This is a genomic window from Actinoplanes campanulatus (assembly GCF_014647795.1).
Taxonomy (GTDB): Bacteria; Actinomycetota; Actinomycetes; order Mycobacteriales; family Micromonosporaceae; genus Actinoplanes; species Actinoplanes campanulatus.
Genome location: NZ_BMPW01000013.1, coordinates 140,519 through 164,443 on the forward strand (window position 1 = coordinate 140,519; position 23,925 = coordinate 164,443).

Annotated in this window: 22 protein-coding genes; 17 read left to right on the forward strand and 5 right to left on the reverse strand. The window is 71.6% G+C overall.

Annotated features, from left to right (window positions below; all coding sequences use genetic code 11):
- Positions 1-130 precede the first annotated feature (130 nt).
- The 13 genes from IEZ13_RS46765 to IEZ13_RS25060 all read left to right on the forward strand — a co-directional run bounded on the left by IEZ13_RS46765 (position 131) and on the right by IEZ13_RS25060 (position 13,082).
- Entirely contained in the window at positions 131-1,429 is a 1,299-nt protein-coding gene (locus IEZ13_RS46765; RefSeq protein WP_203833825.1) for an ABC transporter substrate-binding protein, read from the forward strand.
- The gene (locus tag IEZ13_RS46770; RefSeq protein ID WP_229794995.1) at positions 1,426-2,340 is read left to right on the forward strand and encodes an ABC transporter permease; all 915 of its coding nucleotides are present in this window, start codon (positions 1,426-1,428) and stop codon (positions 2,338-2,340) included. The genes IEZ13_RS46765 and IEZ13_RS46770 overlap by 4 nt, the downstream gene beginning before the upstream one ends.
- Positions 2,341-2,343: 3 nt before the next feature.
- On the forward strand, positions 2,344-3,192 hold the full coding sequence (locus IEZ13_RS25010) for an ABC transporter permease (protein ID WP_183222136.1): 849 nt from the start codon (positions 2,344-2,346) through the stop codon (positions 3,190-3,192).
- Positions 3,189-4,721, forward strand: coding sequence for a nickel ABC transporter ATP-binding protein NikE (nikE, locus tag IEZ13_RS25015; RefSeq protein ID WP_183222137.1), 1,533 nt, complete (start codon positions 3,189-3,191; stop codon positions 4,719-4,721). Before IEZ13_RS25010 ends, nikE begins: the two co-directional genes overlap by 4 nt.
- A complete protein-coding gene (locus IEZ13_RS25020) occupies positions 4,718-5,674 on the forward strand; it encodes an LLM class flavin-dependent oxidoreductase (protein ID WP_183222138.1) in 957 nt (318 codons plus the stop codon). Before nikE ends, IEZ13_RS25020 begins: the two co-directional genes overlap by 4 nt.
- On the forward strand, positions 5,667-6,935 hold the full coding sequence (locus IEZ13_RS25025) for an LLM class flavin-dependent oxidoreductase (protein ID WP_183222139.1): 1,269 nt from the start codon (positions 5,667-5,669) through the stop codon (positions 6,933-6,935). The genes IEZ13_RS25020 and IEZ13_RS25025 overlap by 8 nt, the downstream gene beginning before the upstream one ends.
- Entirely contained in the window at positions 6,932-7,945 is a 1,014-nt protein-coding gene (locus IEZ13_RS25030; RefSeq protein ID WP_183222140.1) for an LLM class flavin-dependent oxidoreductase, read from the forward strand. The genes IEZ13_RS25025 and IEZ13_RS25030 overlap by 4 nt, the downstream gene beginning before the upstream one ends.
- Before the next feature lie 2 nt (positions 7,946-7,947).
- Positions 7,948-9,063 (forward strand): LLM class flavin-dependent oxidoreductase, encoded by a 1,116-nt coding sequence (locus tag IEZ13_RS25035; RefSeq protein WP_183222141.1) that lies wholly within the window; start codon positions 7,948-7,950, stop codon positions 9,061-9,063.
- A gap of 69 nt (positions 9,064-9,132) precedes the next feature.
- A complete protein-coding gene (locus IEZ13_RS25040; protein ID WP_183222142.1) occupies positions 9,133-10,131 on the forward strand; it encodes an SMP-30/gluconolactonase/LRE family protein in 999 nt (332 codons plus the stop codon).
- Positions 10,132-10,180: 49 nt separating this feature from the next.
- The gene (locus tag IEZ13_RS25045) at positions 10,181-10,681 is read left to right on the forward strand and encodes a GtrA family protein (protein ID WP_229794997.1); all 501 of its coding nucleotides are present in this window, start codon (positions 10,181-10,183) and stop codon (positions 10,679-10,681) included.
- Positions 10,682-10,748: 67 nt separating this feature from the next.
- A complete protein-coding gene (locus tag IEZ13_RS25050; RefSeq protein ID WP_183222144.1) occupies positions 10,749-11,366 on the forward strand; it encodes a VanZ family protein in 618 nt (205 codons plus the stop codon).
- Positions 11,354-12,019: a response regulator transcription factor gene (locus tag IEZ13_RS25055; RefSeq protein ID WP_183222145.1), complete on the forward strand. Its 666-nt coding sequence runs from the start codon at positions 11,354-11,356 to the stop codon at positions 12,017-12,019. The genes IEZ13_RS25050 and IEZ13_RS25055 overlap by 13 nt, the downstream gene beginning before the upstream one ends.
- A complete protein-coding gene (locus IEZ13_RS25060; protein WP_183222146.1) occupies positions 12,012-13,082 on the forward strand; it encodes a sensor histidine kinase in 1,071 nt (356 codons plus the stop codon). The genes IEZ13_RS25055 and IEZ13_RS25060 overlap by 8 nt, the downstream gene beginning before the upstream one ends.
- A 5-nt stretch (positions 13,083-13,087) precedes the next feature.
- Here IEZ13_RS25060 and IEZ13_RS25065 read toward each other — a convergent pair whose 3' ends face one another.
- The 4 genes from IEZ13_RS25065 to IEZ13_RS25080 are packed head-to-tail and all read right to left on the reverse strand — an operon-like array spanning position 13,088 to position 16,408.
- Positions 13,088-13,768 carry a GNAT family N-acetyltransferase gene (locus IEZ13_RS25065; RefSeq protein ID WP_183222147.1) on the reverse strand — a complete coding sequence of 227 codons (681 nt, stop codon included), beginning with the start codon at positions 13,766-13,768 and terminating at the stop codon, positions 13,088-13,090.
- Complete coding sequence (locus tag IEZ13_RS25070) at positions 13,765-14,700, reverse strand: ABC transporter substrate-binding protein (protein ID WP_229794999.1); 936 nt, start codon at positions 14,698-14,700, stop codon at positions 13,765-13,767. The genes IEZ13_RS25065 and IEZ13_RS25070 overlap by 4 nt, the downstream gene beginning before the upstream one ends.
- A gap of 47 nt (positions 14,701-14,747) precedes the next feature.
- Complete coding sequence (locus tag IEZ13_RS25075; RefSeq protein ID WP_183222149.1) at positions 14,748-15,503, reverse strand: amino acid ABC transporter ATP-binding protein; 756 nt, start codon at positions 15,501-15,503, stop codon at positions 14,748-14,750.
- Positions 15,500-16,408: an amino acid ABC transporter permease gene (locus tag IEZ13_RS25080; protein ID WP_183222150.1), complete on the reverse strand. Its 909-nt coding sequence runs from the start codon at positions 16,406-16,408 to the stop codon at positions 15,500-15,502. The genes IEZ13_RS25075 and IEZ13_RS25080 overlap by 4 nt, the downstream gene beginning before the upstream one ends.
- A gap of 144 nt (positions 16,409-16,552) precedes the next feature.
- Between IEZ13_RS25080 and IEZ13_RS25085 the strand changes: the two genes are divergently transcribed.
- The 4 genes from IEZ13_RS25085 to IEZ13_RS25100 all read left to right on the forward strand — a co-directional run bounded on the left by IEZ13_RS25085 (position 16,553) and on the right by IEZ13_RS25100 (position 22,907).
- Positions 16,553-17,395 carry an ABC transporter permease gene (locus IEZ13_RS25085; RefSeq protein WP_183222151.1) on the forward strand — a complete coding sequence of 281 codons (843 nt, stop codon included), beginning with the start codon at positions 16,553-16,555 and terminating at the stop codon, positions 17,393-17,395.
- An 18-nt stretch (positions 17,396-17,413) separates the two neighbouring features.
- Entirely contained in the window at positions 17,414-18,433 is a 1,020-nt protein-coding gene (locus IEZ13_RS25090; RefSeq protein ID WP_183222152.1) for a taurine ABC transporter substrate-binding protein, read from the forward strand.
- Positions 18,420-19,223: an ABC transporter ATP-binding protein gene (locus IEZ13_RS25095; RefSeq protein ID WP_183222153.1), complete on the forward strand. Its 804-nt coding sequence runs from the start codon at positions 18,420-18,422 to the stop codon at positions 19,221-19,223. Before IEZ13_RS25090 ends, IEZ13_RS25095 begins: the two co-directional genes overlap by 14 nt.
- Positions 19,224-19,514: 291 nt before the next feature.
- Positions 19,515-22,907 (forward strand): hypothetical protein, encoded by a 3,393-nt coding sequence (locus IEZ13_RS25100; RefSeq protein ID WP_183222154.1) that lies wholly within the window; start codon positions 19,515-19,517, stop codon positions 22,905-22,907.
- Here IEZ13_RS25100 and IEZ13_RS25105 read toward each other — a convergent pair.
- Positions 22,904-23,908 (reverse strand): hypothetical protein, encoded by a 1,005-nt coding sequence (locus tag IEZ13_RS25105; protein WP_183222155.1) that lies wholly within the window; start codon positions 23,906-23,908, stop codon positions 22,904-22,906. The genes IEZ13_RS25100 and IEZ13_RS25105 overlap by 4 nt on opposite strands.
- Positions 23,909-23,925: the final 17 nt, after the last annotated feature.

Here is a 23,925-nt window from a genome sequence, read left to right on the forward strand (position 1 = left end):
CTGTCGGCTGCACGACATGGTGAACGCGTCCCGGGCCGGGATGGTTCAGCCGGGTGACCAATCAATCGGCCGGGGCCTCTTGCCAATCTCCTATAGAAGCTATAGGAAAAGTAGAGAGGAGGATCCGCCCATGCGCCGTACCCGTCCCGCCGCCGTTCTCGCCGCCGTCACCCTCGCCCTCACCGCCGCCTGTTCGCCCGGTTCCTCTGCGGCGCCCGGCGCCGGGCAGCCGGTCAGCGGCGGATCGCTGACCTGGGCCGTCGAGACCGAGCCGATCACCTTCAACCCGCACCAGTACGCCCAGGCCAAGGCCGGCCTGCTGGCCTGGAACACGTTCGAGGCGCTGCTCACCCACGACGACAAGGGCGGCTACCTGCCATGGCTCGCCACCGGCTACGAGACGTCGCCGGACGGCAAGACCTACACCTTCAGACTGCGTACGGACGTGAGCTTCACCGACGGCACGAAGTTCGACGCCACGGCGGTCAAGGCCAACGTCGACCAGTTCGCCGTCGAGGGCTACAACCCGGCCGTCCAGGCCGTGCAGCTGCGCAACCTGGATCGGGTCGAGGTGGTGGACCCGGCGACCGTCGCCTTCCACCTCAAGCAGCCGGACGTGCTGATCCTGCTCACCTTCGCCCGTGGGCTCAACTCCGGGTCGGCGTACTCGTACTACTTCAACATCGCGCACGCGCCCTTCGACGACATCCGGGTGCGGCAGGCCTTCCGCGAGGCGGTCGACGTCGACGCGGTGCTCCAGGGCGTCTACCGGGGCAGCGCCACCCGCGCCTGGAGCGTGATCGGGCCGACCAGCCCGTTCTACGACCGGAGCCTGGAGAAGACCTACGGCGGCGACGCGGCCGAGGCCAACCGGCTGCTAGACGAGGCCGGCTGGACCACCCGCGACGCCGACGGGTTCCGCACCAGGGACGGCAAGCGTTTGACCGTACGCCTGGTGCAGTCCGCGCCGTTCGTCCGCGACCGCCGCGACGTGCTCGCCCAGGCCGTCCAGGCCGCCGTCAAGCAGAGCGCCGGCATCGACCTGAACGTGGCGCTGGTCGACCAGGGCACCGCCACCCAGGCGCTGGCCGACGGCGCGTACGAGGTGTTCGACAACTCCCGCGCCGACACCGACGCCGGGGCGGCCCTCAACCTGCTGCTGCACTCCGCCGGGGCGATCAACCGGACCGGTGTGAAGGACCCGGAACTCGACAGGCTGCTCGAAGAGGGGCAGGCCGGCGGCGACCAGGCCGCACGCAACGGCACCTACCAGCGGGTCCAGCGACTGACCGTCACCGACCAGGCGCTGATCCTGCCGCTCTACGCCCCGGCCGACCAGGTCGCCGCTTCGGCCACGGTCGGCGGGCTGGGCTTCGAACCGACCGCCGGGGTGCCGGGCAGCGCCTACAACCTCTGGCTCGGCAGGTGATCAGGGCGATCGCGCGGCGGGCCGGCAGCGGCCTGGTCGTGCTCTGGGCGGCGGCCACGGCGGCCTACCTCGCGCTGCTGGCCGCCCCCGGCGACACCGTCGACAGCATCATCGGCGACGGCGCCGACAGACCGCAGATCCGGGCCCAGATCATCGCCGAATGGAACCTGGACCGGCCCGCGGTCGTGCAGTACCTCGACTATCTGTGGCGGGCCGCCCAGGGCGACCTGGGCCGCTCCTACCTGCTCCAGCGCCCGGTCCGCGACGTGATCGGCGACCAGCTGGCGCCCACCCTGAAGCTGGCCGTTGCCGCGGCCGTCTTCGGGGTGGTCCTGGCCCTGATCCTGGCGGTCGTCACCCGCGGCCGGTGGGCCCGCCGGGCCAGCTCCACCGCCGAGCTGGTGCTCGTCTCCACCCCGCCGTTCCTGATCGGGATCGTGCTGCTCAGCGTCTTCTCGTTCCGGTTCGGGATGTTCCCGGTCTCCGGCGACCGAGGCTGGGCGGCGCTCGTGCTGCCCGCCGTCACCCTCGGCCTGCCGATCGCCGGGGTCCTCGCCCAGGTGCTGCGCGACGGCCTGGACCGGGCCCTGGACGAGCCGTTCGCGGTCACCGCCCGGGCCCGCGGCCTGACGGAACGGTCGGTCCTGCTCCGGCACGGCCTGCGGCACTCGCTGCTGCCCGCGGTCACCCTGCTCGGCTGGCTCTCCGGGGTGCTGATCGGCGGCTCGGTGATCATCGAGCAGGTGTTCGGCCGCCCCGGCCTCGGCCAGGTCACCCTCCAGGCGGTGAGCAGCAGCGACATGCCGGTGGTGCTGGCCGTCGTGGTGCTGGCCGCCGCCTTCTTCGTCGTCATCAACACGGCCGCCGACCTCGCGTACCTGCTCATCGATCCGCGGCTGCGAAGGAGCTGACCGATGACCGTCGCCCTGCCCCGCCCCGTCGCCGGCCGGCTCACCCTGCGCCGGCCACGCCCCGGCCTCACCGCCGCCACCGCCGTGCTCGCCCTCGCCCTGACCGCGGTCGCCTGGCCGTCGCTGTTCGCCGGCGACCCGCTCGCCGCCGACCCGCTGCACGTGCTCGAAGCTCCGTCGGCCGCCCACTGGTTCGGCACCGACCAGCTCGGCCGCGACGTCTTCGACCGGGTCGTGCACGGCGCCCGGCACTCGCTCAGCATCGGCGTGGCCGCCACCGTCATCGCGGTCGGCGCCGGCATCCTGCTCGGCCTGCTCGCCGGGCTCACCCACAAGGCCGCCGACGAGGTCCTCAGCCGCGGCTTCGACGCCCTCGCCGCGTTTCCGCTGGTCCTGCTCGCGCTGCTGTTCATCGCGATCGCCGGGACCGGCACCGTCAGCCTCATCGTGGCGATCGGCATCGCCACCCTCCCGCACTACGCCCGGGTGGTGCGGGCCCAGACGCTCGTGGTGCGGCGGGCGCCGTACGTCACCCACGCCGTCGCGTTCGGCGCGTCCCGCACCCGCCTGGTGCTGCGGCACGTCCTGCCGAACGTGCTCGGCCCGATCCCGGTCCTGGCGATGATCGGGCTCGGCGAGGCGGTCCTCATCGCGGCCGGCCTCAGCTTCCTCGGGCTCGGACCGCAGCCGCCGTCGCCGGAGTGGGGCGCGATGCTCTCCGAGGGCCGCGGCTACCTGCACATCGCCTGGTGGGCGTCGGTGCTTCCGGGCTGCGCCGTCACCGCCACCGTCATCTCTCTCACCGTGATCGGTCGGCACCTGCAGAACCGGTTCGAAGGGCGGCACCAGTGATCGAAGTCAAGAACCTGCGGGTCACCTTCCGCCTGGGAGAACGGCAGGTGGAGGCGGTCCGCGGGGTCAGCTTCGACGTCGAGGAGGGCGAGTGTCTCGCGCTGGTCGGGGAGAGCGGGTCCGGTAAGAGCGTCACCGCCCGCAGTCTGGTCGGACTGGCCGGTCCGGCGGCCCGCGTCGAGGCCGACACGTTCGTCGTCGACGGGCGTGACGTGCGCGGGTTCGCGGCCCGCGAGTGGCGCCGGCTGCGCGGCCGGTTCGCCGGGCTGATCCTCCAGGACGCCCTGGTCTCCCTGGACCCGCTGCGGACCGTCGGCGCCGAGATCACCGAGGTGCTGCGCACCCACGGCATCGGCGATCGCGGGGACCGGCCGGAGCGGGTCCAGCGGCTGCTCACCGATGTGCACGTGCCGGAACCGGAGCGGCGGGCCCGGCAGTACCCGCACCAGCTCTCCGGCGGGCTGCGGCAGCGCGCCCTGATCGCCTCCGCCATCGCCGGCGGCCCGAGACTGCTGATCGCCGACGAGCCCACCACCGCCCTGGACGCGACAGTGCAGGCGCAGATCCTGAAACTGCTGGCCGAACGGCGCGCGTCGGGGGAGACCCTGCTGCTGATCAGCCACGACCTGGCGGTGGTGTCCCGGCTCGCCGACCGGGTGCTGGTCATGAAGGACGGCCGGATCGTCGAGTCGGGACCCACGCGCACCCTGCTGGGCAGCGCCGGGCACGCGTACACCAAAGAATTGATCTCGGCCGCGAGCGGACGGCGGAGAATGACCAGGACGGCGCCCGGAGAGGTGGTCGCCGAGGCCATCGCGCTGCGCAAGGTGTACGGCGACCGCGCCGTGGTCCGCGACGTCGGCCTCACCATCCGCGCCGGCGAGATCGTCGGCCTGGTCGGCGAGTCCGGCTCCGGCAAGACCACCGTGGCGCAACTGCTGTTCGGGCTGACCGAGCCGACCTCCGGGCGGGTGCGGTTCGAGGGGCGCGATCTCAGCGGGGTGCCGGAGCGGGCCCGCCGTCCGATCCGCCGCCGCCTCCAGCTGATCGCCCAGGACCCGCTGTCCGCCTTCGATCCTCGTTGGACGGTGCGCCGCATCGTCGGCGAGGCGCTGCCGCGCGGCGCGGATCCGCAGCCGGTACTGGAACGCGTCGGGCTCAGCGCCGATGTGGTGGACCGCTACCCGCGGCAGCTGTCCGGCGGGCAGCGGCAGCGGGTCGCGGTGGCCCGCGCCATCGCCCCACGACCGAGTCTGATCATCTGCGACGAGCCGGTCTCCGCGCTCGACGTGTCGGTGCAGGCGCAGGTCCTGGACCTGATCGCGCAGATCCGCGAGGACGACGGGACCGCATGGCTGTTCATCTCCCACGACCTCGGCGTGATCCGCGACCTGGCCGACCGGGTCCTGGTCATGCACGACGGCCGGGTGGTCGAGCAGGGGCCGGTCCGGGCGGTCTTCGAACACGCCGGCCACGAGTGCACCCGGGCACTGCTCAACGCCGTGCCCACACTGGAGGGAGCCGCATGACCCTGCACCTGGCGATCGCGCTGGACGGCGACTCGTTCGCCGCCGGCGACTGGACGACCCCCGTCAGACAGGCGGACGAGGCACGCCTGGACTTCGTCACCTTCCAGGACAGCTTCGGCGGCCGGCGGCCCGACGCCGTCCAGGTCGCGGCCCTGGTCGCTCCGCTGACCCGGCACGTCGGCCTGGTCCCGGTCGCCACCACCACCCACACCGAGCCGTTCCACCTGTCCACCGCTCTGGCCACCCTCGACCACGTCAGCCGGGGCCGGGCCGGATGGCAGGTCCGGGTGTCCGCCGACCCGGCCGAGGCGGACCTGCTCGGGCGGCGGGCGCCACTGGGGTTCGACGACCTGTTCGCCGAGGCCGCCGACGTGATCGAGGTGGTGCGGCGGCTCTGGGACAGCTGGGAGGACGACGCGATCATCAAGGACGTGGCCACCGGCCGGTTCATCGACCGGGAGAAGCTGCACTACATCGACTTCGCCGGGGCGTACTTCTCGGTCAAGGGGCCGTCGATCGTGCCGCGGCCGCCGCAGGGGCAGCCGGTCGTGGCGGCGCTCGCCCACGACGAGCGGGTGTGGTCGCGCCTCGACGTGGACGTGTACTTCGTGACGCCGGCCGACGCCGACCAGGCCGCGAAGATCGTCCGGCGGCTGCCCGGCAAGAAGGTCTTCGCCGACCTGGTCGTGGGCGGCCGCGCACCTGCCGACGCGGCCGTCTTCACCGGAACGACCGCCCGGCTGGCCGACCTCATCGCGGCCTGGAGCGGCTCCGGGATCGCCGGCTTCCGGCTGCGGCCCGGCGAGGACTACGGGGTGGCCGCCATCACCTCCGAGCTCGTGCCGGAACTGCGGCGGCGCGGCCTCTTCACGCCGTCACCGCACCAGCGACTGCGCGAGCGGCTGGGCCTGCCCCAGGCCGTCAACCGTTACCAGGAGGTGGCCCGTGCCTAAGCAGATCATCCTCGCCGCGCACTTCCCGGGCGTTAACAACACGACCGTCTGGAGCGACCCACGCGCCGGCAGCCAGATCGATTTCGACTCGTTCGAATACCTCGCCCGCACCGCCGAACGCGGGAAGTTCGACTTCTTCTTCCTCGCCGAGGGGCTGCGGCTGCGCGAGCAGCGCGGCCTCATCCACGACCTGGACGTGGTCGGCCGCCCCGACACCATCACGGTGCTGGCCGCCCTGGCCGCCGTCACCACCCACCTCGGCCTGGCCGGGACGCTCAACGCCACCTACCACGAGCCGTACGAGCTGGCCCGCCAGCTCGCCACCCTCGACCACCTCTCCGGCGGCCGGGCCGCATGGAACGTGGTCACCTCGCCGGGCGCGTTCTTCGGGGAGAACTTCCGGCGCGGCGGCTTCCTCGACCACGCGGACCGGTACGTCCGCGCGGGCGAGTTCATCGAGACCGCCCGCAGGCTGTGGGACTCCGACGGCGGCGAGTTCACCGTCAGGAACAGCCAGTTCGACATCAGGGGCCGGTTCGGGGTGCCGCGCAGCCCGCAGGGCCACCCGGTCGTCCTCCAGGCCGGCGACTCCGACGGCGGCCGCGAGCTGGCCGCCCGTCACGCCGACGCGATCTTCTCCCGGCACCACCAGATCGACGACGCCCGGCAGTTCTACCGCGACGTCAAGGACCGCCTCGGGAGGTACGGCCGCTCCGAGGACAGCCTGAAGATCATCCCCGGGGTGTCCTATGTGCTCGGCGACAGCGATGCCGACGCGCAGGAGAGGGCACACCACATCCGGCGGCAGCAGGTCAGCCCGCAGACCGCGATCCTGCTGCTGGAGCAGTTGTGGAACACCGACCTGTCCGGCTACGACCCGGAGGGCCCGCTCCCGGAGACCGACCCGGTGCTGGACGAGAGCGACACGATCATCAAGGGCCGCGCCGGCATGTACCCGGACCGGCTGAGAACGGCGAACGAGTGGCGGGCCCGCGCCGAGGCCAAGAACCTGTCGATCCGCGACCTGATCATCGAGGTCACCGGCCGGCAGAACTTCATCGGTACGGCGTCGCGGGTCGCCGAGCAGCTCGACGAGTACGTGCAGACCGGCGCCTGCGACGGCTTCATCCTGGTCTCCCACCTCACCCCGGCCGGGCTGGACGACTTCGTGGACCAGGTGGTCCCGCTGCTGCAGGAGCGGGGCGTGTTCCGGACCGGGTATTCCGCCACCACCCTGCGGGGCAACCTGGGGCTGGTATGAGATTCCTGCTGCTCAGCCTGATCACGTACATCGACCGGTCCAAGACCATCGAGCAGCGGCTGCGCGAGGTGGTCGACACCGCGGTCCTCGGCGAGGAGCTCGGCTTCGACGGGTTCGCGGTGGGGGAGCGCCACGAGCGGCCCTTCCTGTCCTCGTCGCCGCCGGTCGTGCTCAGCCACATCGCCGCGCGGACCAGCCGGATCCGGCTGTGGACCGGGGTCACCACGCTGAGCCTGCTCGATCCGGTGCGCGCCTTCGAGGACTACGCCACCCTCGACAACCTGTCCGGCGGCCGCCTCGAGCTGATCATCGGCAAGGGCAACGGCGCCGCCCAGGCTCAGCTCTTCCACGTGACCGTCGACGACCAGTGGGACCGGCTGCGGGAGAGCTACGACCTGTTCCGCCGCCTCTGGCGGGAGGAGAAGGTCACCTGGGAGGGCAGATACCGCCCGTCGCTCACCGATGCCGAGACCTGGCCGCGGCCGCTGCAGCAGCCGATCACCGTCTGGCACGGCAGCGCCACCAGCAGGGCCTCGGTGGAACTCGCCGCACAGTACGGCGACCCGCTCTTCTCCGCCAACGTCACCAACCCGATCGAACCGTACGCCGAACTGATCGACCACTACCGGGAGCGGTGGGCGTTCCACGGCCACGACCCGGCGAGGATCCGGATCGGGGCGGGCAGCGCCGGCTTCTACGCGGCCTGCACCTCACAGGAGGCTATCGACGCCTACCGGCCGGTCTACCAGCAGCGGCTGGACGCCTTCCGCAAGGTCGGCGTGGAACCGGTCTTCCCCACCCTGGAGGACGCCGTCGAGCGCAGCTCCATCCTGGTCGGCAGCCCTCAGCAGATCATCGACAAGGTGCACCGCTACCACGAACGGTTCGGGCACGAGGTCACCCACCTCAGCGCCGACACCGAAGGGCTCACCGAGAAACAGAACCGGGCCAGCCTGGAACTCTTCGCCTCCGACATCGCCCCCGTGTTACGCCAGCTGAAAGGGCGGTAGCCATGCCCGTACCCCTCTCGATCCTCGACCTCGCGCCGCTGGTCTCCGGCGGTGACGTGACCGACGCGCTGCGCCGCACGCTCGATCTGGCCCGAAGGGCCGAGCAGTTCGGCTACCACCGCTACTGGGTGGCCGAACACCACTTCACCCCCGGCGTGGCCAGCTCCCAGCCGGCGCTGCTGCTCGGCCAGATCGCCGCGGTCACCGACCGCATCCGGCTCGGCTCCGGCGCCGTGCAGACCGGCTTCCAGACCGCGCTGTCCATCGTGGAGCAGTTCGGGCTGCTCGACGCGCTGCACCCGGGCCGCTTCGACCTGGGCCTGGGCCGTTCCGGGCAGGCCAAGAAGGAGGCGCTGCGCCTTCGCGCCGAGGAGAAGCCGCAGGAGGAACGGGTCGTCGACGGGCTGCTCATCCCGAAGCCGTTCTCCTGGGCGCCGATCTTCGCCTCCAAGCGGACCGCCTTCGCCGGCGGCTTCCTCCACCAGCCCGGCGCCGAACCGCTCGGCCTCACCGAGATCCTGGACCAGATCGACGCGCTGCTGGCCGGGCCGGTCACCGACGACGAGGGCAACGAGGTGGTCGCCGTCCCGGGCGCCGGCGCCGACCTGGAGGTGTGGCTGCTCGGCAGCAGCGGCGGCGAGTCGGCCCGTACGGCCGGGGCCCGCGGGCTGCCGTTCGCCGCCAACTACCACGTCGCCCCGGCCAAGGTCCTGGAGGCGGCAGAGGCCTACCGGGAGTCGTTCGTGCCGACCGCGGCGCGGCCCAGGCCACACCTCATGGTCTCCGCCGACGTGCTCGTGGCCGAGGACGACGAGACCGCCCGCCGCCTGGCGCAACCGTTCGCCCTCTGGGTGCGCAGCATTCGTACCGGCCTCGGCGCCGTCCCGTTCCCGAGCATCGAGGAGGCCGCCCGCTTCGAGTGGACCGACCAGGACCGGGCGCTGGTCGCCGACCGGGTGACCACCCAGTTCGTCGGCTCGCCGCAGACGGTCGCCGAACGGCTGGAGACGCTCCGGCGGGTGACCGGCGCCGACGAGCTGCTGATCACCACGATCGCGCACGACCACGCCGACCGGGTTCGCTCCTACGAGCTGCTCGCCAAGGAGTGGTCGGTCTGAGATCACGATGAGGGCTGGCCGGCGCGGGCGGGACCTGCGAGGATGCGGGCCTGATCATCAGGAGGACCGATGGCTCGCCGCAACATCAGCCCGCTCCGCTGGACGCCGCCCGCGCTCGACGACCCGGGGCCCACCGGGGAGCTGCGCGTCGCCCGGCGGCTGGCCACCGGCGGGCGCGGCCCCGAGGACGTGGTGTTCGACGCCGACGGGCGGGTGATCTGCGGGACCGGCGACGGGCGGATCGTGCGGCTCGACCCGGTCACCGGGGAGAGCACGGTGCTGGCCGACACCGGCGGGCGGCCGCTCGGTCTGCACGCGCGCGCCGACGGCACGGTCCTGGTCTGCGACCACGACCGCGGGCTGCTCGAGGTGGGCGCGGACGGGTCGGTGACGGTGCTGGTGGACACGGTGGACGGTGCGCCGCTCACCTTCGCCAGCAACGTGGTGGAGAGCGCTGACGGGACGATCTATCTCACCTCGTCGACGAGCCGGTGGAACCTCGACGACCATCTCGGTGACCTGTTCGAGCACTCCTGCACCGGGCGGTTGCTGCGGCGCGACCCGGACGGGACCGTCACCACCCTGGCGAGCGGGCTGAAATTCGCCAACGGGCTGGTGCTCGCGCCCGACGAGTCGCATCTGCTGGTCGCCGAGACGACCGGCTACCGGGTACGGCGGCACTGGCTGGCCGGCCCGCGAGCCGGGGAGTCGGAGATCCTGGTGGAGAACCTGCCCGGGTTCCCGGACAACATGTTCCTCGGCAGCGACGGGCTGCTCTGGATCGGGATCGCGGCGCCCCGCAACGCGCTGCTGGACCGGTTGCTACCACTGCCGGGCATCCTGCGGCTGCTGGTGTGGAACCTGCCCGAGGCGGTGCGGCCCAAGGCCGTACCGATCGCCTGGGTCATGGCCTTTGATCTCGACGGCCGTCGCGTGCACGATCTGCGGATCGCCGACGGCTCCTACGGTTTCGTGACCTCGGTGGCCGAACGCGACGGGACGATCGCGCTCGGTAGTCTCACCGAGTCGGACGTGGCAGTCCTGCATCCGGTGGCGTCCGTGCACTAGGGTCGCCGAAATGTGGTTGACCACCCTGGTGCGCAGACACCATGAAGCGGTGAAGTTCCTGTTGGTCGGGGGCATCTGCTTCGTCACGACGACCGTCATCAATTACGCGCTGAAACTGACCGTGCTGCACGACAAGCCGGTCACCGCGCTGGCGGTCGCGACGATCATCGCCACCGTCCTGTCCTATGTGCTCAACCGCGAGTGGTCCTTCCGCACCCGGGGCGGCCGGGAACGCCACCACGAGGCCGCGCTGTTCTTCTCGGTCAGCGCCATCGGCATCGCCCTCAACTCGCTGCCGCTCGCCGTCTCCCGGTACGTGCTGATGCTGCACGTGCCGGAGGTCAGCCGCCCGGTCCAGGAGGTCGCCGACTTCGTCTCCGGCATCGTGATCGGCACGCTGATCGCGATGTGCTTCCGGTTGTGGGCGTTCAAACGGTTCGTCTTCCCGCAGTCCGACGTACGGCCGCGGGTCCGTGTGCCGCGCGCCCGCAAGGGCGGCCCGCGCAGCAGCGTGGTGCGTCACGAGTCCGAGGTCCGCGAGGCCGGCTGACGTATATCGCGGGCGTATCGGAAACCGCATACGCCACCGCAACGGAGCTACGGCTTGAATGGCCCGCATGAACCGAAGGATCGTGCTCCTCGTCCTGGCACTGCTGGGCGTCCTCTACCCCATCCGGCGGATGCTGCTGATGGCCGCTCCGCGCTGCCTGACCGGACACTGGCACGGTTGCTACGACACCGAGAACGGTGTCGTGCTGATGACGCTGGTGGGACTGCCGCCGGCGCTGGCCGTGGCGTGGGCTCTGGCGCGCTCTCGGGGCTGGCGCCGGTCGCTGGCCGAGGTGGGCATGGTCTACGGGACGGTGCCGATGGTGTGGCTGACCCTGATGCCGGGGGCCGGCGCCGGGGCCGTCGAGGGGCGGGTCAGCCTCGTCCCGCTGCGCGATCTGGTCACGATGGGCCCGCTCGGGATCGGCGGCAACCTGCTGATCTTCGCGGCGCTGGGGTTCTTCGCCCCGATGCGGTTCGCGGCGCTGGCGACCGTGCCGCGGATCCTGGCGCTCGGCGCGGGCTGCTCGATCGTGGTCGAGATCATGCAGTACGTCCTGCGCCTGGACCGGGTGTCGTCGGTCGACGACGTGCTGGTCAACGCGGCCGGCGCGGTGCTGGCGGGACTGGCGTCCCGCCGCTGGTGGGCCACGACCGAGTCTAGGGTCGAAGTATGCGTGTCTTGATCGTGGAGGACGAGCCGTACCTGGCCGAGGCGGTCCGGGACGGTCTGCGGCTGGAGGCGATCGCCGCCGACATCGCCGGGGACGGTGACACCGCCCTGGAACTGCTCAGCGTCAACTCCTACGACCTGGCGGTCCTCGACCGGGACATCCCCGGCCCGTCCGGTGACGAGGTGGCCCGGCGGATCGTCGCCTCCGGCAGCGGCCTGCCGATCCTCATGCTGACCGCCGCCGACCGCATCGACGACAAGGCCTCCGGGTTCGAGCTGGGCGCCGACGACTACCTGACCAAACCGTTCGAGCTGCGGGAGCTCGTGCTGCGGCTGCGGGCGCTGGACCGTCGCCGCGGGCACGCCCGGCCCCCGGTCCGCCAGATCGCCGGCCTGCGGCTCGACCCGTTCCGCCGGGAGGTCTTCCGCGACGGCCGCTACGTGGCGCTCACCCGCAAGCAGTTCGCCGTCCTGGAGGTGCTGGTCGCCGCCGAGGGTGGCATCGTCAGCGCCGAGGACCTCCTGGAACGGGCCTGGGACGAGAACACCAACCCGCTCACCAACGCGGTCCGGATCACCGTGTCGGCGCTGCGCAAACGGCTCGGTGAACCGTGGCTCATCGCCACCGTGCCGGGCGTCGGCTACCGGATCGACCCCCATGCCTAGACTCAGCGCCCGGCTGAAACTCACCCTCAGCTACGCCGGCTTCCTCATGCTGGCAGGCGGGATGCTGCTCGCCGCCGTGTGGCTGTTCCTGCTGCGCTACGTCCCCGACCGGGCGCTCATCGTCAGCGCCGAGACGCCGGACACCGGGGTCTTCCCGGTCCGGTCCAACCTGCTCCACGTCTTCGCTCCACGGGCTGCCGCGGTGATGCTGATCCTGCTGCTGTTCGGTCTGGCCGGCGGCTGGATCCTGGCCGGCCGGATGCTGGCGCCGCTGCACCGGATCACCGCCGCGGCCCGGCTTGCCGGGACCGGATCACTGTCGCACCGGATCCGGATGACCGGCCGCCACGACGAGTTCCGGGAGCTGTCCGACGCGTTCGACGCGATGCTCGAACAGTTGGAGTCGCACGTCGACGAGCAGCGCCGATTCGCCGCGAACGCGTCACACGAGCTGCGTACCCCGCTCGCCGTCTCACGGACCCTGCTCGACGTCGCCCGCCGGGACCCGAACCGGGCCGGCGACGAGCTGATCGAGCGCCTGCACACGGTCAACCAACGGGCGATCGACCTCACCGAGGCGCTGCTGCTGCTCAGCCACGGCGACCGCTTCGCGCGCGAGGACGTCGACCTGTCGCTGCTCGCCGAGGAGGCCGCCGAGACGCTGCTGCCGCTCGCCGAACAGCGCGGCATCACCGTGGAGGTCACCGGCGGGCCGGCCCGGGTCAGCGGCTCCCCGGAGCTGCTGGCGAGAATGGTGACTAACCTGGTGCAGAACGCCATCGTGCACAACCTGCCGGCCGGCGGCACCGTCTCCATCCACACCGGGGCCGGCCTGCTGCGCGTCGAGAACACCGGCCACCTGCTCCCGCCCGATCTGGTGCCGACGCTCACCGAACCGTTCCAGCGCGCCTCGGAACGGGCCCGCACCGACGAGCACGCCGGTGTCGGGCTCGGGCTGGCCATCGTGCACAGCATCGTGCGCGCCCACGACGGCGCCCTGGAACTCGCCCCGGGCCCGGCCGGCGGCCTCCGGATCACCGTCCGGCTTCCTGGGGCGCCCTGATCCGGTCAGCGGGTTCGCCGGTATTGCGTGAAATCGGTGCTCTTGCGCAGTTCGAAGCCGATCTCCTGGTAGAGCCGGATGGCGGTCTCGTTGCGCGCCGACGTGTGCAGGAACGGGATCTCGCCACGCTCCCGGATCCCCGCCGCGACCGCCCGCACCAGCCGGGTGGCCAGCCCCCGCTTGCGGAACCCCGGATCGGTGCAGACCGCGCTGATCTCGGTCCACCCCTGCGGGTGCAGGCGCTCCCCGGCCATCGCGATCAGCCGCCCGTCCGCGGAGCGCAGCCCCAGATAGGTGCCGAGTTCCACGGTCCGCTTCCGGAACGGGCCCGGCTGGGTGCGCTCGACCAGGTCCAGCATCTCCGGGACGTCGGCGGCGCCGAGCGGCACCGCCCCGGTCGCCGGCTCGGACCGCAGCGTCGTGGCGACCAGCTGGACGCCGCCGATCCTGGTGTCCGCCTCCCAGCCGGGACGGGCCGCCCCGCCCGCCCCGGGGATCACGACCGCCTCGCCGAGCGGGACCAGTTCCGCCAGGTCGGCCCACGCCTTCGGGTCGGCCGGGTCGGACAGGGCGTGGAACGGGGCCACCTCGTGGTCGTACCGGGCGGCCCGCCCGTGCACGACCGCGAACCGGGCGTGCGCGCCGTGCAGCGAGTTCCAGGCGGGGTCGTCGAGCGGGTGCGTCACTTGCCCTCGATCGGCAGGCCCGGCGGGTTGACCTCGGCCTTCTGCACCGCCTCGTTCTTCAGGTTCCAGCGGTCCAGGATACGGGCGTAGTCACCGGAGGCGATCAGCCTGTCGAGCGCCGCCGCGTACGCCTTGATCAGCCCGTTGTCCTTCTTGGTGGTGAGCGCGATCAGCCCCTGGAGGTCCTTGCCGGCGCCCGAGTAGGTGCCGACGATCTCGGTCTGTCCGGTGGTCGCCACGTGGTAGGCCGCCGACGGGTTGGGGCCGAGGTGCAGGTCGATCTGGCCGGAGCCGAGGGCCAGGTAGACGGCCTGGTTGTTCTGGAAGTACTTGATGTCGACCGGCGCCAGCCCGGCCTTCTTCACCTCTTCGGCCCACTCCACCAGGATCTTCTCCTGGTTGGTGCCGGAGCTGACCGACACCTTCCTACCTGCGATGTCGGCCGGCTTCGTGATGGTCAGCCCGGAGCCCTTCTTCGCGAGCCAGCCCAGGTTGTCCAGCCGGTAGGTGACGAAGTCGTACTTCTGCTTGCGCTCCTCGGTGACAGTGATGTTCGACGCGCCGAGCTGGTACTTACCGCTGTCCAGGCCGATGAACAGGTTCTCCCACGAGGTGTTCTCCAGCACCGGCTCCAGGCCCAGCGTGCCGGCGATGGCCACCGCGATGTCCGGCTCGTTGCCGATCAGCGTCTTGTTGTCGGTGGCCGCGAAGGCGAGCGGCGGGAAGCCCGATCCGGCCGCGCCGACGCCGATCACCAGCTTGCCGGACGCCTTCACGTCCGGGGGCAGCAGCGCGGCGGCCGCCTCGTCCCTGGCCGGGACGATCCGGTTCTGCTCCGGCCCGGTGTTCAGCGTGGCCGCCGCTGCCGCGGCCACCGGCTCTTCTTCGGGCGCCGCGCAGGCGGTCAGGCTCAAGGCCAAAACCGCAGACATAACCATCCATTTTGTACGCACAAAAGCTCCCGGTTCGTGGAATGCGATTAGACGAGGACCTTGGAGAGGAAGGCTCGAGTCCGTTCGTGACGGGGGTTGTCCAGCACCTCGTGCGGCGGCCCCTGCTCGACGATCCGGCCGGAGTCCATGAAGACGACCGTGTCGGCGGCCTCCCGGGCGAACCCGATCTCGTGCGTCACCACGATCATCGTGGCGCCGGCCCGGGCCAGCTCGTGCAGCACGTCGAGGACCTCGCCGACGAGTTCCGGGTCCAGCGCCGAGGTCGGCTCGTCGAAGAGGATCAGCTTCGGGTCCAGGGCCAGCGCCCGGGCGATGGCGACCCGCTGCTGCTGCCCGCCGGAGAGCTGCCGCGGGTAGGCGCCGGCCCGGTCGCCGAGCCCCACCAGACCCAGCAGCTCGTGCGCCTTCTCGTTGGCGACGCCCTTGTACCTGCCGAGCGCCGAGATCTGCGCCTCGGCGACGTTCTGCAGGGCGGTCAGGTGCGGGAAGAGGTTGAAGTTCTGGAAGACGAAGCCGATCCCGGCCCGCTGCCTGAGGATCTGCCGCTCGCTGAGCTCGTGCAGACGGTCGCCGGCCTGGCGGTAGCCGATCAGCTCACCGTCCACCCGGACCGTGCCGCGGTCCACCTTCTCCAGGTGGTTGATGCAGCGCAGCAGGGTCGACTTGCCGGAGCCGGACGGGCCGAGGATCACGGTCACCGTGCCGGCCCGCGCCGTGAGGTCGATGCCGCGCAGCACCTCCACGGCGCCGAAGGACTTGTGCACACCGGTGAGTTCGATCATCTCCGCAGAGCCGCCCTGAGTCGCTGGAACGGGGTGGGCGGCAGGGTGCGCAGCGCGCCGCGGGCGAAGTGCCGTTCGGTGTAGTACTGCAGGATCGACAGCAGCGCGGTGAGGATCACGTACCAGACGGTGGCGACCATCAGCAGCGGCACCACCCGGCCGTTGCGCCCGTAGATCACCTGGACCTGGTAGAAGAGTTCGCCGATCGCCAGGATGTACACCATGGACGTGCTCTTGAGCAGGCTGATCAGCAGGTTCGCGGCGTTCGGCAGGATGGCGCGCATGGCCTGCGGCAGCACGATCCGGTAGAACTGCCGCCACTTCGGGATGCCCAGCGCGGCCGCCGCCTCGTGCTGACCCTGGTCCACCGAGAGCAGCCCGGCCCGGATCACCTCACCGGCGTAGGCCGCCTCGTGCAGCGCCAGGCCGAGCAGCGCCGCGCCGAACGAGCTGATCAGGTTCACCGTCGGGAACGACCACCCCGGCCCGAACGGGACGCCGACCTGCAACGTCTCGTAGAGGTAGCCGAGGTTCGCCCAGAACAGCAACTGCACCAGCAGCGGCACGGACCGGAACACCCAGATGAAGGTCCAGCTCACCGCGGACAGCACCGGGTTGGGTGACAGGCGCATCGCGGCGAGCGGGATGCCGCCGAGGAAGCCGAGGACCGCGCCGGCGAGGGTCAGCTCGACGGTGAGCAGCAGCGCCTCGACGATCGACTCCTCCAGGAAGTACCCGAAGAAGGTCGGCCAGTCCCAGCCCGGGTTGGTGGCCAGGCCGTGGACGAACTGGGCGAGCAGCACCAGCACCAGGGCGGCGCCGGCCCATCTCCACGGATGGCGGGCCGGTACGACGACGAGTTCGCCGTCGGCCCCCTTCGTCCGCTGCGGGATCAGCAGGGTCATGCGAGAACGCTAAGCAGCCGCTCAGGTAACCCACAATGCCTACTGGGTATATATGTTTAAACACATCGTTACGGCTATTGCCTCAAACTCCATCTACGCGATAGGAATAGTCGGCATTCCCGCGTACCCCTGCCAGGAGAGACCGTGACCACCCTCGTCGCACCCGCGCCACCGACAGCGCCCACCGCGGCGCTCGCGCCCGGCGGCGGCCTCCTCCGCCGCCTCGCGCTGCGGTTCCTCGCGCTGCTCGTGCTCTACCTGCTGTGGGAGGCCACCGCGCGGATCATGCGCAACCCCACCTTCATCCCCCCACCCTCCGCGGTCTGGGATCAGCTCATCACCACCTCGACCACCCATGACGGGGTACGCGGATACAGCGGCCACCTGCTCATCGAGCACCTCGGCGTCAGCCTCCGCCGGATCGTCATCGGGTCGGCCATCGGCATCATCGGCGGACTGATCCTCGGCGTGCTGATGGGCACCATCGGCTGGCTGCGCGTGGTCACCGAACCGGTCGTCACGTTCATCCGGGCGCTGCCGCCGCTCGCCTACTTCAGCCTGTTCATCATCTGGTTCGGCATCGACGAGACCCCGAAGCTGTGGCTGCTGTCGATCGCCGCGCTGCCCCCGGTCGCCGTGGCCACCGCCGCCGCCGTCCACGGCGCGCCCACCGGGCTCGTCGAGGCGGCCCGCGCGCTCGGCGCGGGCCGCTGGCAGACCACCCGCGACGTGGTGCTGCCCAGCGCCCTGCCGGAGATCTTCACCGGCATCCGGCTCGCCGTCGGCGTCGCCTACTCGTCGGTGGTCGCCGCCGAGACGATCAACGGCGTACCCGGCATCGGCGGCATGATCCGCGACGCCCAGCGCTACTCCCAGACCGACGTGGTCGTCCTCGGCCTCTTCGCCATCGGCCTCTCCGGCCTGCTCATCGACTCCGTGCTGCTCGCCACCGAGAACAAGCTCATCCCCTGGCGCGGACGCGCCTGACCGATAAAGGAAACCCCCGTGAAGAAACTCCTCGCCCTCGTGTCCGTCCTGTTCCTCGCCGCCTGCGGCGACGGCGCCTCCAGCGGTGGCGCCGACCCGGAACAGAAGACCATCCGCCTCGCCTACCAGGCGTTCCCGTCCGGCGACCTGATCGTCAAGAACCAGGGACTGCTGGAGAAGGCACTGCCCGACTACAAGATCACCTGGACCAGGTTCGACTCCGGCGCCAGCATCAACACCGCCTTCGTCGCCAAGAGCGTCGACATCGCGGCGATCGGCTCCAGCCCGGTGGCCCGGGGACTGTCCGCGCCGCTCAACATCCCGTACCAGATCGCCTTCGTCCTCGACGTGGCCGGCGACAACGAGGCGCTCGTCGCGCGCAACGGCAGCGGCGTCACCGACGTCGCGTCGCTGCGCGGCAGGAAGGTCGCCACGCCGTTCGCGTCGACCGCCCACTACAGCCTGCTCGCCGCGCTGAACTCCGCCGGCGTCAAGGAGTCCGAGCTGACCATCGTGGACCTGGAGCCGCAGGACATCCTGGCCGCCTGGACCCGCGGCGACCTGGACGCCGCCTACAGCTGGCTGCCGTCGCTCGACGAGCTCAAGAAGACCGGCAAGGTCCTGATCACCAGCCGGGAACTGGCCGCCGGCGGCAAACCCACCCTCGACCTCGGCGTCGTCTCCAGCGCCTTCGCCACCGCCCACCCGGAAGCCGTCGACGCGTGGCGCAAGGTCGAGGCACAGGCCCTCGACCTCATCGCCACCGACCCGGACGCCGCGGCCAAGGCGGTCGGCGCCGAACTCAACCTGTCCGCCGACGAGGCCAAGGCCCAACTGTCACAGGGCGTCTTCCTCAAGCCGGCCGAACTGTCGTCGCCGGAGTGGCTGGGCACCGAGGGCAACCCCGGCAAGCTCGCCGACAACCTGGTCAGCGCCGCCGAGTTCCTCAAGTCCCAGCAGAAGATCGACGCCGTGCCGGCGCTCGCCGACGTACAGAAGGCGCTCTACGTCAAGGGCCTCCCCGGTGTCCTCGGCTGACGCGATCGTCCTGGACGGCGTCTCCCACGCCTACGGGGACGTCACCGCCGTCGGGCCGGTCGACCTGACCGTCCCGGCGGGGGAGTTCCTGGTCCTCGTCGGGGCGTCCGGGTGCGGCAAATCCACCCTGCTGCGCCTGATCGCCGGCTTCGAACAGCCCACCGCCGGCACCGTCCGCACCGCCGGCCGGGCGCCCGTCCCCGGGCGTGGCGCCGGCCTGGTCTTCCAGCAGCCCCGGCTGTTCCCGTGGAAGACCGTCGGCGGGAACGTGGCGCTGGCCCTCAAATACGCCGGCCTGCCCGCCGGCCCCGACCGGGTCGACGAACTCCTGGCCCGGGTCGGCCTGCACGACGTGGCCCGCCGCCGTACCTGGCAGATCTCCGGCGGCCAGCAGCAGCGGGTGGCGATCGCCCGCGCCCTGGCCGTCGACAACCCCCGTCCAACCACCCCACCCGCCGCCCGAGAACGGAATAACACCTTTCTTCTTCTGCTCGACGAGCCGTTCGCCGCGCTGGACGCCCTCACCCGCGAGAAACTCCAGGACGACCTGCGCCGGGTCAGCACCGAGACCGGTCGGACCAGCGTCTTCGTCACCCACAGCGTCGACGAGGCGGTCTTCCTCGGCAGCCGCGTCGTGGTCCTCACACCCCGGCCCGGGCAGATCGCCCTCGACCTGCGGATCGGGCTCCCGCGTACCGGGGTCACCGCCGACGAGCTCCGCGGCTCACCGGAATTCGCGGCCTTGCGCACCGAGGTGGGCCAGGCCATCCGCGAGCGCGTCACCGCCTGAACCACTCCCGGGAGGCCGGGCCGCACCGTCCGCGGCCCGGCCTCCCCAGCCTTCCGGCTCCGCCGGAGCCCCCGGCCGGTCCTCAGCGCTGACCTTGCTGGTCAATTGGTCCTCTGTCCGTCCCTCCCCCGGCTCGTTTGCGCCGACCAGCGCACACGTAACGGTTTGCGTGGTGGCCCGCCCGCGTCATGGCGGCAGGCCGGGCGCACGGACGGCGCGACGTGAGCGCCCGCAGGGCCGGACAGCGCAGGCGGCGGGCGGGAATGGCCGGTGGGGAGCAGAATGCTCCTCATGATCGAGGCGACCCGGGAACTGCTCGCCGTCCTTGAACCGCTGCCCTACCGGAAGCGGCTGCATCACGTCGCCGCGTGGGCCAGGACCGCGCCGGAGCGGGCGGCGGTCTGCGCTGATCTGGTTTCGGGTGGGCAGTACGAGCGGCATCTCGCGCTGATCGCCGCGATGTCCAGCCGGGACCTGGCGGCGATCGACGAGTTCGCCGGCGATCCGGTGCCCGCTCTCCGAGCCGTCGCCCTGGACGCCGCACTGCGCACCGGGACGCTCGCCGGGCGGATCGCGGATCTGACGGCGGTCGACCGGCGACGGCTCTACCGCAGGGTGCGGCGGCTGCGCCGGCCCGACCTCGCCGACCGGCTGATCCGCGACGTGCTCACCCATCACGGGCCACGGGAGGCCGCCGCGGTGCTGCCCGCCTGCGGAGCGGACACGGTCCGGGAGTTGCTGCCCACCCTGGAGCACCTGGTCAACATGGCCGCGCTGGCCCGGCGGCACCCCACCCCGGTCCAGGAGCGGTTCCGGGAACGGCTGGCCGCCGCCGAACCGGCCCAGCGCACCTGGATCTGGTACGAGGCCGCCCAGCCGATCCTCGACGGCGACCCGGAAACCGCTCTCGACCTGCTGGAACGGTACGGGCCGGTGGATTCACTGCCGAGCGCGCGTCACGCGTACGCCCGATTGGCTCTGATCGACCCGGGAAGGGTGACCGCGCTGCTCAGCGCGCCCGGCCGCCGGGCCTGGCTGCTCCGCACGCCGCTGAGGCCGTCGCTGCTGCGGCGTCTCGCCGTCCTGCCGGACGAGCGGCTGGTGCCGTTCGCCCGGTTGATCCGGGATCGTTCGCTGCCGGACCTGCTGGCCGCGCTGCCGCCGGCCCGCCGAGGTGCGGTGTACGACGCCGCGCTGGCCGATGTGGACACCGGAAAGCGCGTTCCGGTGGTTCGCGAGATGGAGGTCCTGCCCGCCGCGATCCGGATCCGCGAGGCACGGCGGATCCTGGCCCTGCCGGTGATCCGTGATGACGAGACGCAGGTGCTGACCTGGAGTTCCTTCCTGGACTTCCCGGCCGCCTCGGCCGCCTTGGAGAGCGCGATCCGAGCCGGCGACGCGGGCGTGCGGGCCCGCGGGTACGCGCTGCTGGTCGCCGCCGCCCTGCGCACCCGCGACCCGAGGACGGTGGCCGAGGTGACCGCCCGGCTCCGGTGGCTGCGCAACGAACACGACCCGGTCCGGACGGCCGCGCTCACCGCCTTCGTCGGCGCGGCCCGCCTGCTCACCCCGGCCGCGGTGGACGACCTCACCAAGATCACCACAGACGCGATCGAGGCCCGGGACGCCTCACCCGCCGGCATCAGCGCGCTCGGCCGGCTGGCGGCCGGGGTCCTGCACCACCACTTCGGTGAGCCGGAACTGGTGGAATGGGCGGTCGCGGCCATCGAACGGACCTCCACCGTCTGGTCGGCGCCGTCGCTGCACCGCCTCGACCTGCTGCGCCGCGGCCAGGAGACGATGGTGTTCGCGCGGCTGCGGCCCTTCGTGGCGGCGGCCTCGGCGCGCGGTTCGCACCGGCCGCTGTTCGCGCTCACCGCCGCTCTCGGCGATCGGGCACACGACCTTCAAGACCTTCAAGACATGCTGCGTACGGCGATCGCCGACACCCATGAGGCGGTCCGGTACTGGCTGGACGACCGGCGTACCCGGGGTGAACGTGTCGCCGAGGTGCTCGCCATCGACCCGGAGACGGCGCGGCTCCCGATCGTCTGGCAGACCGTCTGCGCCAACCGGACCGACCTGCTGGACACCGTGCTCGACGCGATGAAGCCCCATCGGGTGCCGGCCGGCGTGCCCCACCCGGAACGCTGGCTGCCCCGTCAGCAGCGCCGGTTCGTGGACCTGATGGAACGGGTCGTGGACGCGCCCGACGTGCCGCCCCGGGAACGGGCGGGGGCACTGCGGGCCGCCGCGCGGGTGCCGGAGGCGGGCCGGGAACTGGTCCGGCGTCATCTCGACTCGCCCGACGTGGTGCTGGCGGAGGCGGCCCTCGGTGCGCTGATCTGGACCGACCGGCCCGACCTGGCGCTGCCTGACCTGCTCGCCCACGCCGGTGGGGAGCGGGCCCGGGTCGCCCTGTACGCGGCGGCGCGGGCGGTCGGGCACATTCCGCCGTCACGGCTGCCCGGGCTGCTGAACCCGGTGCTGACCGGTCCGGCCAAGGTCACCAGCCGCAAGGAGGCGGTCCGGCTGCTCGGCCGCTACGGGCCGCCGGGGGCGATGGGGACGCTGCTGGCGGCATACCGGCTGGACGGCCAGCACCGGGACGTACGCGCCGCGATCGTGTCCACCGCCCGCCGGCATCTCGACGTCGAGGAGAGCTGGGCGATCATCGAGGCGGCGGCCGGCGGCAGCCGGGAGGAGTGCGAGGCCGTGCTCGGCGCCATCCCGGCCCGGGTGCCGGTGGAGTACCGGCCCCGCTATGCGGCTCTGATCGTCGCGGCGTGCCATGCCCCGGGCCGGGAGATCCGCCGCGCCGCCTACGGTGAGCTGCCCCGCTGGGCGCCCTGGTCCGGCGACCTCACCGAGATGCTGGTCGCCCGGATCACCGACCTCGACGAACTCCTCGACGGTGACGAGGCCGCCCGGCTGATGACCCACGCCGGCGCCGGCTGGCTCGACGACGCGTTCGACCGCCTCGCGGCGCGGGATGCCGCTGAGGGTGGGCTTGATCGCCTGGCTGCGGGGGATGCCGCTGAGGGTGGGCTCGATCGGCCTGCGGCGGGGGATGTTGCTGATAGCGGGCTTGGCCCTGGCGTTCGGGATGCCGCTGAGGGTGCGCTTGACCGCCTCGGTGCGAGGTACGCCGCTGGCGGTGTGCTTGGTCGTCCTGCTGCGCGGATTGCCGCCGGAGGCGGGGTTGTTGCGTCGCGGGCGGATCGGCCGGCGCGGCGGCGGATCGAGCTGATCGTGCGGGCCGCTACCCGGCGGAGTTCGGGTGTGGGCCGTGCCGAGTTGATCCCGGAGATCCGGCGACTCGCCGGGCGGCCCGGCTATCTGCGGCTCGCCCTGACCGCGCTGGTGGAGCTGGGGCGCCTCGACAACCTGGACGAGATCGCCGACCGGTGCGCGGGCCGTCCGGTGGTCGCGGTGGACGTCGCCCAGTGGGTGGGGGCACGGCTGCGCCAACTGCCCGAGCTGATCGACGCGGAGTTTCTGGCGCCGCTGATCAGCGGTCTCACCGCCCGCGGCGACCTGCCGGGTGGTCTCATCGCGCTGTCGCTGGCCCGGATCGGCGCGACCTTCGGGTGGGGGCGGCCGTGGCACGATCTGCTGCTCGCGCTCCGGGCCCACCCCGACCCGGAGGTCAGCGACAGCGCCTACGAGATCGACATGGGTTAGCGCTTCTTGACGACGACCTTCTTGCCGGACGCCTTGACCGAATACTTGACGGTCTTCTTCGTCCACGGGTTGACGGCGTACACATTGACGCCACTCGTCACGTTCTTCACCTTGACCATGTTGACGCCGGTCTTGCTGTTGAGCGTCGACACGTCCTTGCGAACCACCTTGCGCAAGGTGGAGACCTTCACCTTGCGGCCCTTGGCGGCCTTGCGGGTGTCGGCGGCGCCGCCCTTGGCGGCAAGCTGCACGGTGGCCGGCATGTCGAGGTACGCGACTCCGGCGGCCAACGTCCGGTAGTCGATCGTCTGGCCGGCCGTCGGGAGGGTCACCGACTGCGGACCGTACGAGTAGTCCAGCGACACCGCGAGGATGCTGCCGTCCTCGGTCACCGTGATGTCCGTCCCGGTCAGCACGGAATCGACATTCACGTGCAGGGCGAAGACCGCACCGTCCTTGTCGGTGAACGCGTAGTCGGCCGAGCCATCGTCGTGGGCCGTCTTCGTGCCCGGGACGGAGTAGTCACCGGCCAGGTAGTCCGGGTCGGGGGCGCTCTCATCCAGGTCGATCGTCTTGTCGGGGACGAAGGTGTACTTCACCGAGGTCCGGCCCATCATCTTGAGCGCCGCATTCCACTGCGGGTCGGCGATCGACTGGTAGACGCCGGAGCCCTCGGCCATGAACACCGTCGTCGTGCCGAAATCGTTGAGCGTGAAGACATCGGAGAGCAGCCCGTGCGCACGATCCACGGTGATCGTGTCGGTGCCCGCCACGACGGCCGCGCTGCCGGGCTCCGAGAGGCTGTATTCCGAAGCGCCCTTCCAGCCCACAGCGGCGGCCGAGTCGCTCGCCGCCGCCACCCTTTCCAGAGCCGCCTTCATCTCGGCCGCGGTGAGTTCGGTCGTGGTGTCGGTTGCGTAGGCGGCGCCGGGCGCGACGAGCAGGCTCGCGGCCACAGCGGCGCTGGCGAGAAGTACAGCTGGGCGGGTCAGAACGGACATACGGCAGAACCCCAGGA

Excerpts from the sequence above, each read along its gene's own strand:
- IEZ13_RS25100 (WP_183222154.1), top strand. The coding sequence starts at position 19,515 with ATGATCGAGGCGACCCGGGAACTGCTCGCCGTCCTTGAACCGCTGCCC.
- IEZ13_RS25030 (WP_183222140.1), top strand. The coding sequence starts at position 6,932 with ATGAGATTCCTGCTGCTCAGCCTGATCACGTACATCGACCGGTCCAAG.
- IEZ13_RS25060 (WP_183222146.1), top strand. The coding sequence starts at position 12,012 with ATGCCTAGACTCAGCGCCCGGCTGAAACTCACCCTCAGCTACGCCGGC.
- IEZ13_RS46765 (WP_203833825.1), top strand. The coding sequence starts at position 131 with ATGCGCCGTACCCGTCCCGCCGCCGTTCTCGCCGCCGTCACCCTCGCC.
- IEZ13_RS25080 (WP_183222150.1), bottom strand. The coding sequence starts at position 16,408 with ATGACCCTGCTGATCCCGCAGCGGACGAAGGGGGCCGACGGCGAACTC.
- IEZ13_RS25040 (WP_183222142.1), top strand. The coding sequence starts at position 9,133 with ATGGCTCGCCGCAACATCAGCCCGCTCCGCTGGACGCCGCCCGCGCTC.
- IEZ13_RS25055 (WP_183222145.1), top strand. The coding sequence starts at position 11,354 with ATGCGTGTCTTGATCGTGGAGGACGAGCCGTACCTGGCCGAGGCGGTC.
- IEZ13_RS25075 (WP_183222149.1), bottom strand. The coding sequence starts at position 15,503 with ATGATCGAACTCACCGGTGTGCACAAGTCCTTCGGCGCCGTGGAGGTG.
- IEZ13_RS25050 (WP_183222144.1), top strand. The coding sequence starts at position 10,749 with ATGAACCGAAGGATCGTGCTCCTCGTCCTGGCACTGCTGGGCGTCCTC.
- IEZ13_RS25105 (WP_183222155.1), bottom strand. The coding sequence starts at position 23,908 with ATGTCCGTTCTGACCCGCCCAGCTGTACTTCTCGCCAGCGCCGCTGTG.
- IEZ13_RS25010 (WP_183222136.1), top strand. The coding sequence starts at position 2,344 with ATGACCGTCGCCCTGCCCCGCCCCGTCGCCGGCCGGCTCACCCTGCGC.
- IEZ13_RS25035 (WP_183222141.1), top strand. The coding sequence starts at position 7,948 with ATGCCCGTACCCCTCTCGATCCTCGACCTCGCGCCGCTGGTCTCCGGC.
- IEZ13_RS25020 (WP_183222138.1), top strand. The coding sequence starts at position 4,718 with ATGACCCTGCACCTGGCGATCGCGCTGGACGGCGACTCGTTCGCCGCC.
- IEZ13_RS25070 (WP_229794999.1), bottom strand. The coding sequence starts at position 14,700 with ATGTCTGCGGTTTTGGCCTTGAGCCTGACCGCCTGCGCGGCGCCCGAA.